This window comes from Dyella sp. 2HG41-7 (genome assembly GCF_021390675.1).
Taxonomy (GTDB): domain Bacteria; phylum Pseudomonadota; class Gammaproteobacteria; order Xanthomonadales; family Rhodanobacteraceae; genus Dyella_B.
The window spans coordinates 2,977,643-2,990,858 of record NZ_JAJEJV010000004.1 but is presented as its reverse complement, the minus strand read 5'-3'; the positions used below and the strand labels follow the sequence as shown (position 1 = coordinate 2,990,858).

Genomic DNA, 13,216 nt, shown 5'->3' with positions numbered 1-13,216 from the left:
ATGCGGAAATAAAACGGCCCGCGCATGTTGCCATGGGCGGGCCGTGAATCATGTCGAGGTCGATCAGTTGCCTTTGTGAATGGCGCGCTTGTCGACGGAAAGGGCGGCTTCGTGCACGGCTTCCGAAAGCGTCGGATGCGCGTGAACGATGCGAGCCAGGTCTTCGGCCGAGCCCTTGAACTCCATCGCTACCACGGCTTCGGCGATCAGTTCCGACACGCCCGGACCGACCATATGAACGCCTAGCAGGCGGTCGGTGTCGGCATGGGCGATCACCTTCACCTGGCCGATGGCCTCGTTCATGGCGACGGCGCGGCCGATGGCGGCAAACGGGAAGGTGCCGACTTTGTACGGGACGCCTTCTTCCTTGAGCTGCTTTTCGGTCTTACCGGCCCAGGCGATTTCTGGCTCGGTGTAGATCACCCACGGAATGGTGTCGTAATTGATGTGGCCCGCCTTGCCGGCGATCCACTCGGCCACGGCCACGCCTTCCTCGGAGCCCTTGTGCGCAAGCATCGGGCCGCGGACGGCGTCGCCGATCGCCCACACGCCATCGACGCCGGTGTGGTTGTGTTCGTCGACCACGATGCGGCCGCGCTCATCGATCTTCACGCCGGTATCGCCGGCCAGCAGGCCGTCGGTGTACGCGCGACGACCCACCGCGACGAGCAGCTTGTCGACGGTGAGCTCGTGCTTGCCGTCTTTGTCTTCATAGGTGAGTTCGACGGCGTTCTTCTTGATTTCCGCCTTGCTGAGCTTGGCGCCGAGCTTGATGTCGAGGCCCAGTTTGCCGAATTCCTTCAGTGCGATCTTCGCGATGTCGGCGTCGGCGGCGCCGAGGAAATCCGGCAGCGCTTCGAGCACGGTGACTTCCGAACCCAGACGGCGCCACACGCTGCCCAGCTCCAGACCGATGACGCCAGCGCCGATCACGCCCAGGCGCTTGGGCACTTCGTTGATGTCGAGCGCACCGGCGTTGTCGAGGATGAACTTGTTGTCGAACTTCGCGAACGGCAGTTCGATCGGCACCGAACCGGAAGCGAGGATCACGTTGGTGGCGCTGATCGTTTGCTTGCTGCCGTCGTTGCCGGTGATTTCGACGTCGTTGCCCTTCAGCAGCTTGCCCTTGCCGAAGAACGCGGTGACTTTGTTCGCCTTGAACAATTGACCGATGCCGCCGGTGAACTGCTTGACGATCTTGTCCTTGCGGCCGATGAACGTGCCGAGGTCGACCTTTGCGTTTTCGACGCTGATGCCGTGCGCCGGCAGGTTGTGCGACAGGTTGTAGTACTGCTTGGACGAGTCCAGCAGCGCCTTGGACGGAATGCAACCCACGTTGAGGCAGGTGCCGCCGAGCGCTTGCTTGCCGTCTTTGCCGACGAAGGCATCCACGCAGGCGGTCTTGAGGCCCAGCTGCGCGGCGCGAATGGCGGCCACATAACCGGCAGGGCCGGCGCCGATGACGATGACGTCGAATTTTTCGCTCATGATTCGAGGTTCCTGGGGAGCGGATCGTGCCGTATATGGCGGCGCGGTAGGGATTTCGAAAGGGGTGTCACGCGAGCGGCGTGGCGAGGGCAGCGTCGAGCGCGCCCTCGCCAGCCCGTGCGATTACATGCCGAGCAGCATGCGCTGCGGATTTTCCAGCTGGTTCTTGATATCGACCAGGAACAGCACCGCGTCCTTGCCATCGATGATGCGATGATCGTAGGAGATCGCTAGGTACATCATCGGCGCGGCGATCACCTGGCCGTTCTCGACGATCGCACGCTCCTTGATGGTGTGCATGCCGAGGATCGCGCTCTGCGGCGGATTGACAATCGGCGTCGACAACAGCGAACCGAAGGTGCCGCCGTTGGTGATGGTGAACGTGCCGCCTTGCAGATCGTCAAGACCGAGCTTGCCTTCGCGCGCTTTCTTCGCGTAGTTGGCGATGCCCTTTTCGACGTCGGCGAAGCTCATGTTCTGCGCATCGCGCAGCACCGGCGTCACCAAGCCCTTGTCGGTGGCCACGGCGATGGAGATGTCCTGATAGCCGTGATAGATGATGTCGTTGCCGTCGACCGAGGCGTTGATGATCGGATGACGCTTCAGCGCTTCGGTCGCGGCCTTCACGAAGAAGCTCATAAAGCCGAGCTTCACGCCATTGGCTTTTTCGAACTGCTCGCCCAGCGTCTTGCGCATCTTGGACACTTCGGCGAGGTTCACTTCGTTGAACGAGGTGAGCATCGCGATGGAGTTCTTCGACTGCATCAAACGCTCGGCGATGCGTGTGCGGATGCGCGTCATCGGCACGCGTTCTTCCGGACGCGAACCCGGCGTCGGCGCCACGGCCGGCGCGGCAGCAGCGGGAGCGCCACCCTTGCCGTAATTGACCAGGTCTTCTTTGGTCACGCGGCCATCGCGGCCGGTGCCAGCGACCTTGGACGGGTCGATGTTCTGTTCGGTGGCGACACGCAGGCCGGCCGGAGACAGATCGGCGGCGCCCGCAGCGGGAGCCTTCGGAGCGGCCGGAGCCGGCGCGGCGGCCGCCGGGGCCGGAGCGGGTGCAGCGGCCGCGGGAGCCGGCGCGGCAGCAGCTGCGCCTTCCTCGATGATCGCGATCACTTGCTGGCTGTTAACCGTAGCGCCTTCCTGGAACTTGAGTTCCTTCAGCACGCCATCGACCGGCGCCGGCACCTCCAGCACGACTTTGTCGGTTTCCAGATCGACCAGGTTCTCGTCGCGCTTCACAGCGTCGCCGGCTTTCTTGTGCCAGGTCGCGATGGTGGCGTCGGAGACGGACTCGGGCAGAACGGGGACTTTGACTTCGGTAGACATGAGGAATCCTTGAAAATTTATTCTGCTGAGTGATCGGGACCGACCGGTGCAACCAGCGCTTGTTCAACCAGCGACGCTTGTTCGGCAACGTGATCGTTGAGATGACCGGCAGCCGGAGCGGGCGAACGCGCGCGACCGGCGTACGAGAGGCTCTGCTTGTTGTTGACGCAAGCCTGCAAGTGATGACGGATCTGGAACCATGCGCCCTGGTTCATCGGCTCTTCCTGGCACCAGATCACTTCCTTGGCGGAAGGATACTTTTCCAGTTCGGCCGTCACTTCCGGGCGCGGGAACGGATAGAGCTGCTCGACGCGCACGATGGCGACATCGTTGACGCCGCGCTTTTCGGCGTCTTCCAGCAAGTCGTAATAAACCTTGCCCGAACACAGCACCACGCGCTTGACTTTCTTCGCTTGCAGATCGCGATGTTCGCCGATCACCAGCTGGAAGCTGCCGTTGGCCAGTTCGTCCAGCGTGGAGACGGCCAGCTTGTGGCGCAGCAGCGACTTGGGCGTCATCACGATCAGCGGCTTGCGCACCGGGCGCAGCATCTGGCGGCGGATCATGTGGAAATCCTGCGCCGGCGTGGTCGGCACGCACACCTGCATGTTTTCCAGCGCGCACAATTGCAGGAAGCGTTCCAGACGCGCGGAGGAATGCTCCGGACCCTGGCCTTCGTAACCGTGCGGCAGGAACAGCGCCAGACCGCACAGTCGATCCCACTTCGCTTCACCGGAGCTGATGAACTGATCGATCACCACCTGCGCGCCGTTGGCGAAATCGCCGAACTGACCTTCCCAGATGTTGAGCGTGTAAGGATCGGTGGTGGCGTGACCGTATTCGAACGCCATCACGGCTTCTTCGCTGAGCAGCGAATCGATCACTTCGACGTCGGCATCCGGACGCAGCGACGCGAGCGGCATGTACGTATGGCCGTCTTTCTGATCATGCAGCACGGCATGACGATGGAAGAACGTACCGCGACCCGCATCCTGGCCGACCAGACGCAGGTTGTGACCTTCGTCGATCAGCGTGGCGTAGGCGAGGTTTTCGGCGAAGCCCCAGTCGGCCGATTGTTCGCCGCTCGCCATTTTGCGGCGATCGTCGTAGATCTTGGCGACGCGCGATTGCAGCGTCACGTCCTTCGGTAGATCAAGAATGCGCGTAGCGAGTTCGACCAGTTTTTTCTTGGCGATGGTGGTGTCGGTCGGCGTGGAAAGCTTGCCGCCGATGAACTTGCTCCAATCCACTTCCACGTCCTTGGTCAGCGACGGATGCAGATCGGTCATCGCAGCGCCCGCTTCGAGGCGATTGCGGTAATCGTCGACGAGCTTCTGCGCATCGCCATCGGCCAGCGCGCCTTCCTTCGTCAGTTGCTGCGCGTAGAGTTCGCGCGTGGTGGGGCGCTTGCGGATGATTTGATACATCACCGGCTGCGTGGCGGCCGGTTCGTCGGCTTCGTTGTGGCCGTGACGGCGATAGCAGACCAGATCGATCACCACGTCCTTGCGGAATTCTTTGCGGAATTCATACGCGAGTCGCGTGATTTGAATCACCGCTTCCGGATCGTCGCCGTTCACATGGAACACCGGCGCGTTGACCATCTTGGCGATGTCGGTGCAATACAGCGTGGAGCGCGCGTCTTGCGGGTTGGACGTGGTGAAGCCCACTTGGTTGTTCACCACGATATGCAGCGTGCCGCCGATCTTGAAGCCGCGCGCCTGCGACATGTTGAACAATTCCATGTTCACGCCCTGGCCGGCGAGCGCGGCGTCGCCGTGAATCAGCACAGCAAACGACTTGGTGCGGTCGTTGTCGCGACGGCGAACTTGGCGCGCGTGCACGGAACCGGCGACCACCGGGTTGACGATTTCCAAATGCGACGGATTGAACGCCAGCGCCACGTGCACGCCGCCCTTGGGCGTACGCACGTCGGCGGAGAAGCCCATGTGGTACTTCACGTCGCCGGAGTGTGCGGGGTCGTCTTCGTGGTGCTCGAAGATGCCTTCGAATTCGTTGAACAGGGTCTTCGGCGGCTTGCCGAGAATGTTCACCAGCACGTTCAAACGGCCGCGGTGGGCCATGCCGATAACCAGGTCCTTGATACCGTTGTCGCCCGCGGCGCGCACGACGTCGTCGACCATCGGAATCAAGCTGTCGCCGCCTTCCAACGAGAAGCGCTTCTGGCCGACGTACTTCGTGTGCAGGTAGCGCTCCAGACCCTCGGCGGCCGTCAGGCTTCCAAGCAGGTGCTGCTTGCCGGCTTTATCCAGTCCGGCGCTGCCGTTGGCCTGTTCCAGGCGTGTGTAGAGCCAATTGCGCTGCGCGTGGTCGGAGATGTGCATGAACTCCGTACCGATCGTGCCGGTGTACACGCGCTTGAGGCGCGCGAACAGCTCGCGCAGCTTCATGCGCTGACCGCCGCCGGCGAAGTTGCCGCAATCGAATTCGGTATCGAGGTCCGCGTCGGACAGGCCGTGGAAGGCAAGGTCCAGATCGGGAGCGTGCGTCTTGGACGTCAGGCCCAGCGGATCGAGATCGGCGGCGAGGTGGCCGCGAGAACGGTAGGCCGTGAGCAGGCGCAACACACCGGCCTGTTTGCGCGCATGTTCGTCGCTGACGGGGCCCGCTGCGACGAAGCCGGGGCGCTGCTTTTGCGCCGCCTCTATACGCGCAATGGCCGCGGTATGGGAGACGTCTCCCGACTCGCGGCCTTTGAATGCTTTGAAGTAGGTATTCCACTCGGCAGGCACCGACGCGGGGTCGGCTAGCCAGGCGTCATACAACGATTCGACATAGTCGGCGTTGCCGCCTGCGAGTTGCGAGGATTCAAAAAACTCGCGGATCAGGTTTGTGCTCACGTCACCACCGGCAGGGAAGGGAAGCCTCAGCGAACCACTTTGGTCATGCCAGGGGTTCGCCGGCGAAAAATCCTGTTAATTATAGCCTGCGCTTTCCGCAATGCGGCAAGCTGATAAGCGCTGCCGGCCATGGATGCCGGTGTCGGTATCTGCCTACGCGAATGTAGGCCTGACAATGCTTTAGCGCGTCCGGTCGCCGAATAAGCCGACAGTCGCCATTGGCGATGCCTGCATGGGTATTCAGCCAATGGTTTACAAGCCGAGCGCCTGCAGTTGGCTGGCGGGCGCCGCGCGCTCCCAGATTTGTTCGAACTGCAGCAACAAAGGCGCTTGTCCGGGGCCGTCTCGCAGGGCTGCCCGGCCTTCCCAGCGATCGGCATCGGGCTGGAACAGATAGCCGCTGGCGTCGTTGAGCAGCCAGCTGCTGGCGTTTTTGATGCCGTTTTCGTCTTCGTCGTGGGCGGGGCTGCGAATTTGCAGGACGCTGGGGAGTCGTTGCGCCAGATCGATCAGGCGGTGCCCCGTGCGCAACGCCGCCGAGGGATTTCCCAGCAAGACGCGAATCTCTGCCCCGCGGCCGGAGATGGCGATGCGACGCAGCTCGGCCAGCTCGGCCTCGCTGCTCAGCACCGACGCCGGAAGGGTGGGCAGGTGGATGTGCAGCTTGAAGCGCGTCGCGGTCAGCAATTCCAGGCGCATCGCCGCAATGGCATCGAGCCCGGTAACGGCCCGGGCGCCATCGTCCGGGGTGAGCGATGGGGTATTCATGCGCGGTGCCCTCGAAGCCGGCGGGGAATCAGATGTCCATCATTGACCAGCGCCAGCAACAGGGCGAGATCGTTGGCGGACAATTCGAATGGCGGCGACAGCGTACGCTCCGCGCAAAGCTGTGTGGCGCGACGCACCGACGCCGGATAAGCATGGCCATTGACGTACAACCAGCAACGCGAGCCGACCTGCGCCCATGCCATACGCGACCATGGATGGCGCAACAGCGACGCGCCGTTCGACAGTTGCTTCATCAAAGCCGCTTCGCTGACCGGTTTGCTCGGCGCCAACGGCGTCTGCGCGCTGCGATAACGCGTGATAAAGCAGCCGAACCAGTCGACCAACGCGGCGTCATCCAGCGATGCGGCAAACGGCACTGCGACGCGCACGCGATTGAGCGCGGCCTTATCGATTTCACCCGTGCGTTTGACCGGCGCAAGATCCGGATCGGCGTAACGCTGCTCCTCCGACAAGCGCTCGGCGAGGTAATCGGCGAGATCGCCCACCAGTTCGGCTTGCGACGGCGCGCGCATGCCGATGGAGAACGTCATGCACGGGCCACCGAACGCCACGCCGTCGTGTGGGATACCTGGCGGCAAATACAACATGTCGCCCGGATCGAGCAGCCACTCGTGCGTGGGTGCAAAATGCTGCAACTGCTTGAGCTCGACGTCGAGACGAAAATCTTTCGGCGCATGCGGATCGGTGCTGATCGCCCAATGACGTTGCCCGAGACCCTGTAGCAAAAACACATCGTATTGATCGACATGCGCGCCGACGCCGCCACCAGGCTCGGCGTAGGAAATCATCACATCGTCCACGCGCCAGCTGGGCAGAAAGCTGAAATGCACCAGCAGCGCGGCGACGTCCATATCCCACTTGTCGACGTCTTGCACCAGCAGCGTCCAATTGGCGTCGCCGGTTTTGCTGAAATCGTCTTCGCTTAGCGGACCGGTTTTTACCCGCCAGCGTTCGCGATCTTCATCGTGTTGGATTAGACGCGACAGCGCGCTTTCTTCGCACGCCAGTCCGGCCAGATCTTCCGGTTGGATCGGCAAGTGGAAATCGGGGAAGGCGTTGCGAATCAGCAACGGTCGCTTCTGCCAGTAATCGCGCAGAAACTGCGCGTCAGTCATGCCCAGCGGCAGTTTCGACGAACCGCTTACTTCGATGGGTAGTGGTTTACGGGATGCGTTAGAAAGAGTCATAGGTGGTCATTGTATGGAATCCGACTATCGATAAGCGTAGGCCCCGCCGCCACACCCCACCCAGGCGCATGACCTAGCACTGCGCCGGGGGCGGTAACCGGCGGCAACCCCCTTCCTATCGCGTCAACTCGCGGGAGCAGAGCATGGTCGTACGGAAACTGACTAAACCGAAAGCCCTCGTATCGCTAATGATGAGCGCGGCGTTGTTGATGGGGATTGCCGTTCCCGTCGCCGCGGACGACACAGCGTCCAATCCCACGGCGATATTCGCCGGACCGCAGCACGACGGCTCTCACGATTTCGACTTCCTTATCGGCGATTGGAAAGCGCATGTGCGCAGGCTGCCGGATCGACTCAACGGCTCTCACGTCTGGGTCGAATACGACGGTATTTCCAATCATCACAAACTGCTCGACACCAATGCGAATTTCGAGCAATTCGAAGTCACCAGTACGGACGGGAAAGAGCATCTCAAAGCGCAGACCTTGCGTATGTACAACCCGAAAACCCGTCAGTGGATCATCTACGGGCTCGATCTGGACAACGCCGAACTCGATCCGGCGGCGCCTGTCGTTGGCGAATTCCACGGGAATCGCGGTGAGTTTTACAACCGCGTTACATGGAACGGTCGCGTGGTGCTGGTGCGTTGGATGTGGCTCAACGTGTCGCCGCACGCAGCGCATATGGAGCAATCGTTTTCGCCGGACGGCAAAAATTGGGAGGTGAACTGGATCTGCGATTTGTCGCGTTAGCGCTTTCGGGCCCAACTCACCGATGCATCAGGTGATAGAAGTTGTAGATGCCTAGGGCCAGCACGGTCAGGCCGGCCATGAGCGTGGACACGCGCGGCGGCAATCGGCGCACCAGCCATGCGCCGAACGGCGCTGCGGCTACACCGCCGAAAATCAGGCCCAGCACCACATGCAACTTGCTTTGACCAATGCTGAGCAAAAACGTGATGCTCGCAGCGAGGCTCACGATGCATTTGGCCAAATGCACGCTGCCAATGACGGTGCGCGGCTCTTGTCCGCGCGCAACCATCGTCGTCACTGTGAGTGCGCTCCACCCGCCGCCGCCGGCAGCATCGAGCAAGCCGGCGATAAAGCCCAATACGCGCGTGCCGTGCGGCACATCGGTGCGGCGATCTTTGCGGCGCGTAGTGCGAAAGACCAGAAACAAGCCCATGGCGAGCAGATACGGCGTAAGGAAATACCGTATCCATATCGGCGGCATATGCGCGAGCGCAGTCGCACCGATCACCGCGCCGATCACGCCTGGAATCACCAGCGCCCAAAACAAATTGCGTTGCACATTGCCGGCCCACCAGTGGCTGAGGCCCGACGCGCCGCACGTAAAAGTTTCCGCGTAATGCACACTGGCGCTCGCGAGTGCCGGCGGCATGCCGATGCCCAGCAGCATCCCCGCCGACGTGACGCCATAGGCCATGCCCAGCGCGCCGTCCACAAGTTGGGCGAGCGCACCGATACCGGCGAATATCAGGAATTCGGAAAAGGGCGCCATGACTCTCGTTCAGGCCGACAAGGGATGCTCTGATTCATTCCACACAGGTGTCACCGGTACTGTGTGTCTGCAGGCCACAGGGCCATCGGCGAAGACAGACTGGCCGTCTTTCGAGTCGATGGACCGAAGGCATGCGGACACACAGAATCGGCCCGGAGGGTGATGTCCAGAAGGCCCGCATGCTGCGTCGCGCGGCTTGAGCAGACGGCCAGTCTGCCCTGCGCCGCGCAACACACCCTGCGGGCCTTCTGGACATCATGCCACCTATGTGGAATGAATCAGAGCATCCCAAGCATCATGACAAATGCTCCCTGGTTTGTCCGGTCTGTCGAATTAGATGGTTTTTGCCAGATCGACGGCAAGACCGATGTAGGTGCCCGGCGTAAGCTCAAGCAGGCGCTGCTTTGCATCTTCGGGCAGCGCCAAGGTTGCAATGAACTGACGCATGGAATCGCGCGTAATGCCTTGGCCGCGGGTCAGCGCCTTAAGCTGCTCGTACGGCTCCGGCAAACCGTAGCGGCGCATTACCGTCTGCACGGCTTCTGCCAGCACTTCCCAGCTGGCGTCCAGATCGCCGACAAGGCGATCGGCATTTACGTTGAGCTTGCCCAGTCCCTTCTGCAGCGATTCCAGCGCGACTAGGGTGTGACCAAAGGCAGTGCCGAGCGCGCGCAGCACAGTGGAATCGGTGAGGTCGCGCTGCCAGCGGCTGATTGGCAGCTTCTCAGCGAAGTGACCGAGCAGCGCATTGGCGAGACCGAAATTGCCTTCCGCATTTTCGAAATCGATAGGATTGACCTTGTGCGGCATCGTGGACGAGCCGACTTCACCCGCCTTCAACGCCTGCTTGAAATAACCCAGCGAGATATAGCCCCACACGTCGCGCGCCAAGTCGATCATGATGATGTTGGCGCGACGGACGACATCGCAATATTCGGCCACGCCATCGTGCGGTTCGATCTGTGTGGTGTACGGGTTGTAATCCAGACCGAGGCTGGTGACGAAGCGCTGCGAAAACGCGCGCCAGTCGACTTCAGGATAAGCGATGGCGTGCGCGTTGTAGTTGCCCACGGCGCCGTTGATCTTGCCGGGGACTTCCACGGCGGCCAGCTGCTTGCGCTGGCGCTCCAGTCGAGCCACCACGTTGGCGATTTCCTTGCCCAGCGTGCTCGGCGACGCCGTTTGTCCGTGCGTGCGCGAAAGCATTGGCAAGTTGGCGTTTGTATGCGCAAGGTCGCGCAGCGTGGCGATGATCTTGTCGAACCACGGCAGCAGCACGTCTTTGCGCGCATCGCGCAGCATCAAGGCATAGGAAAGATTGTTGATGTCTTCGCTCGTGCAGGCGAAATGCACGAATTCCTTCGCCTGCGCCAAGGTGTCGTCGTGGCCGATGCGTTCTTTGATGAAGTATTCGACCGCCTTCACGTCGTGATTCGTGGTCGCTTCGATCGCCTTGATGCGCGCACCGTCTTCGACGCTGAAGTCGGTCGCGATGGCTTTCAGCTTGGCGATCTGTTCCGCGGTGAACGCGGGAAGTTCCACGATGGCCTTCTCGGCGGCCAACGCCAGCAACCACTCGATCTCCACATGCACGCGACGGTGCATCAGGCCGAACTCGCTGAAGATCGGGCGCAACGCTTCAGTCTTGCCGGCGTAGCGGCCGTCCAGCGGGGAAAGGGCGGTGAGGGCGTGGGTGGACATGGGAGGCTTCCGGGGGATCAGAACCCGGCATTTTACATTGCTCCGCACCTAACGTTTGCAGGCTTATAGTTGTGGGGTCCCTAAAACGCACGAGGCGCGACCATGAGCGGCTTCCGCATGGAACACGACAGCATGGGCGAATTGAAGGTGCCCGCGAAGGCGCTATACGGCGCGCAGACCCAACGCGCCATCGACAACTTTCCGATTTCCGGCCTGCATTTGCCGCGCGCCTTTATCCGCGCGCTGGGCCTGATCAAGGCCGCGGCGGCCGACGCCAACCTGGCATTGGGCCATGTGAAGAAGGGGCAGGCGGCGGCGATTCGCAAAGCCGCATTGGCGGTGGCGGAAGGGCAGTACGACGATCAGTTTCTGATCGACGTGCTCCAGACGGGTTCGGGCACCAGCACCAACATGAATGCCAACGAGGTGATCGCGCATCTCGCCACCAAGGCTGGGACCAAGATCCACCCCAATGATCACGTCAACTACGGACAAAGCTCCAACGATGTGATTCCCACTGCGATTCACGTCAGCGCCACGTTGACGGCGTACGAAGCATTGCTGCCGGCGCTGAAGCACCTCAGACACACGATCGATCGCCGCGCGCGCGAATTGCGCAACGTTCCCAAAACGGGGCGTACGCATTTGATGGACGCGATGCCAGTTACCTTCGGGCAGGAATTGTCGGGTTGGTCGGCGCAAGTCGCGTCGGCGCAAGATCGCATCGACGACAGCCTCAAGCGCATGCGGCAATTGCCGTTAGGTGGCACCGCCGTGGGTACGGGAATCAACGCCGATCCGAAGTTCGGCCCCGCCGTCGCGCGCGCGTTGAAAAAACTCACGGATGTTCGTTTCGAATCGGCGAGCAATTTTTTCGAAGGCATGGCGTCGCAAGACGCGGCAGTTGAGCTTTCCGGTCAGCTAAAAACGCTGGCGGTGACGTTGATGAAGATCGCCAACGATTTGCGCTGGATGAATTCCGGGCCGCTGGCGGGCTTGGGTGAAATCGAATTGCCTGCGTTGCAGCCGGGCTCGTCGATCATGCCGGGCAAAGTGAACCCGGTGATTCCGGAAGCGACGGCGATGGTAGCGGCGCAAGTCATCGGCAACGATGCGGCGATTACCGTGGCCGGACAATCCGGCAATTTTCAGCTCAACGTGATGCTGCCGTTGATCGCCTACAACCTGCTGCAGTCGATACACATCCTCGCCAACGTATCTCGCCTGCTCGCCGATAAAGCGATCGCCGGATTCCGTATCAACAAGGAGCGCGTGAATCAAGCGCTCGCGATGAATCCGATTCTGGTCACCGCGTTGAATCCGGTGATCGGTTACGAAAAAGGCGCGGCGATCGCCAAACAAGCGTACAAAGAAAAGCGCCCCATCATGGATGTGGCGCTGGAGCAATCGGGACTTTCGAAAGCGCGGCTGCAAAAGCTGCTCGATCCGTTGGCATTGACCAAGGGCGGTATTCACGAGGAATGACGCCGGTTGGCGTCGTTCCTCGTCAGCTCGAACTTAGTTGGAAAAAACGGCGGAACCCTTTTTGCCGTTCTGATCGGTCATTTCCTTGCCGCAGTCGTCGACGTCCTTCTGCGTCATCGTGGCGTAGGGTTTGAACGCGGGCATGGCGGCGGCCAGCTTCTGTTGCGAAGCGAGCATGTCGGGCATTCGACCACATAGGCGCTTGGCGTCGGCCTCAATCTGATCGGTCTGCGGTTTGATGCTCGCCTCAATTTCTTTGTCGCTCTTGCCGGTGAGTGCGCCCACGATCGCCTGTTTCGCGGCGGCGACGCCGACGTCCGCGCCGCTGGCGCCGATGTCCATGCCCGCTTCGGCGATGCCGATGATTTGCTGGCGGTAATCCACCAGCATGGCGTGCTGCTCAGCGGTGGCGTCGACCGGCTTGCCGGCGATCACCAAGTTGCCTTGCGGCGTGATCACGGCCTTCGGGAGTTTGTTATCGTCGCTGTCGTGCATGCCGGAGTTGTTGATATGCACGCTGCTCACGTCGATGTCTTGCGTAAGCAGCTCTTGCTTGGCCTTGTCGATGCCCTTGCGAACTTCCGCGGCGATGGCCGACGAAGACGTCTGCTGTTGCACCTCCTTCATCGCCTGCGCCGTGGCGCTATGAGCGTCGTCATCGGACGATTGACTGCAGGCGGTCAGCGGCGGCAACAGCAGCGCGGCAAGTATGGCGAATGCGACTACGTTGGTTTTCATGGATGTGTTCCCCAATTCGGTTCGACAAGATGTCGGGTGCTTCGTGCCGGCGGTGGAATTCCTTGGCGACGGCAAACTTGCGATACGACACCCGCAGCGCCTAGGCGCTTGCTC

10 protein-coding genes are annotated in these 13,216 nt (G+C 61.5%); 2 read left to right on the top strand and 8 right to left on the bottom strand.

From position 1 onward, the window contains the following. Window positions 1-63 precede the first annotated feature (63 nt). From lpdA to L0U79_RS14735, 5 genes are all read right to left on the bottom strand, one after another. Window positions 64-1,488, bottom strand: coding sequence for a dihydrolipoyl dehydrogenase (lpdA, locus tag L0U79_RS14755; RefSeq protein ID WP_233843012.1), 1,425 nt, complete (start codon window positions 1,486-1,488; stop codon window positions 64-66). Window positions 1,489-1,611: 123 nt separating this feature from the next. After that, entirely contained in the window at window positions 1,612-2,820 is a 1,209-nt protein-coding gene (odhB, locus tag L0U79_RS14750) for a 2-oxoglutarate dehydrogenase complex dihydrolipoyllysine-residue succinyltransferase (RefSeq protein ID WP_233843011.1), read from the bottom strand. A gap of 17 nt (window positions 2,821-2,837) precedes the next feature. Then, window positions 2,838-5,681, bottom strand: a complete 2,844-nt coding sequence (locus tag L0U79_RS14745) for a 2-oxoglutarate dehydrogenase E1 component (protein ID WP_233843010.1) — start codon at window positions 5,679-5,681, stop codon at window positions 2,838-2,840. Window positions 5,682-5,933: 252 nt separating this feature from the next. Continuing rightward, on the bottom strand, window positions 5,934-6,449 hold the full coding sequence (locus L0U79_RS14740; RefSeq protein ID WP_233843009.1) for a hypothetical protein: 516 nt from the start codon (window positions 6,447-6,449) through the stop codon (window positions 5,934-5,936). Further along, a complete protein-coding gene (locus L0U79_RS14735) occupies window positions 6,446-7,657 on the bottom strand; it encodes a cupin domain-containing protein (protein WP_233843008.1) in 1,212 nt (403 codons plus the stop codon). The genes L0U79_RS14740 and L0U79_RS14735 overlap by 4 nt, the downstream gene beginning before the upstream one ends. 143 nt (window positions 7,658-7,800) lie before the next feature. On the opposite strand from L0U79_RS14735, the gene L0U79_RS14730 reads away from it, so the two are divergent. Next, window positions 7,801-8,409 (top strand): hypothetical protein, encoded by a 609-nt coding sequence (locus tag L0U79_RS14730; RefSeq protein ID WP_233843007.1) that lies wholly within the window; start codon window positions 7,801-7,803, stop codon window positions 8,407-8,409. A gap of 16 nt (window positions 8,410-8,425) precedes the next feature. Here L0U79_RS14730 and L0U79_RS14725 read toward each other — a convergent pair whose 3' ends face one another. Both L0U79_RS14725 and purB read right to left on the bottom strand, forming a co-directional pair. Further along, on the bottom strand, window positions 8,426-9,178 hold the full coding sequence (locus tag L0U79_RS14725) for a sulfite exporter TauE/SafE family protein (RefSeq protein WP_233843006.1): 753 nt from the start codon (window positions 9,176-9,178) through the stop codon (window positions 8,426-8,428). Between the two features lie 333 nt (window positions 9,179-9,511). Continuing rightward, window positions 9,512-10,879 (bottom strand): adenylosuccinate lyase, encoded by a 1,368-nt coding sequence (gene purB / locus L0U79_RS14720; RefSeq protein ID WP_233843005.1) that lies wholly within the window; start codon window positions 10,877-10,879, stop codon window positions 9,512-9,514. 102 nt (window positions 10,880-10,981) lie between these two features. Here purB and L0U79_RS14715 point away from each other — a divergent pair, with 102 nt between their 5' ends. Continuing rightward, window positions 10,982-12,364 carry a class II fumarate hydratase gene (locus L0U79_RS14715; RefSeq protein ID WP_233843004.1) on the top strand — a complete coding sequence of 461 codons (1,383 nt, stop codon included), beginning with the start codon at window positions 10,982-10,984 and terminating at the stop codon, window positions 12,362-12,364. Window positions 12,365-12,397: 33 nt separating this feature from the next. Here L0U79_RS14715 and L0U79_RS14710 read toward each other — a convergent pair whose 3' ends face one another. Next, window positions 12,398-13,102, bottom strand: a complete 705-nt coding sequence (locus tag L0U79_RS14710) for a YggN family protein (RefSeq protein WP_233843003.1) — start codon at window positions 13,100-13,102, stop codon at window positions 12,398-12,400. Between the last annotated feature and the right edge of the window lie 114 nt (window positions 13,103-13,216).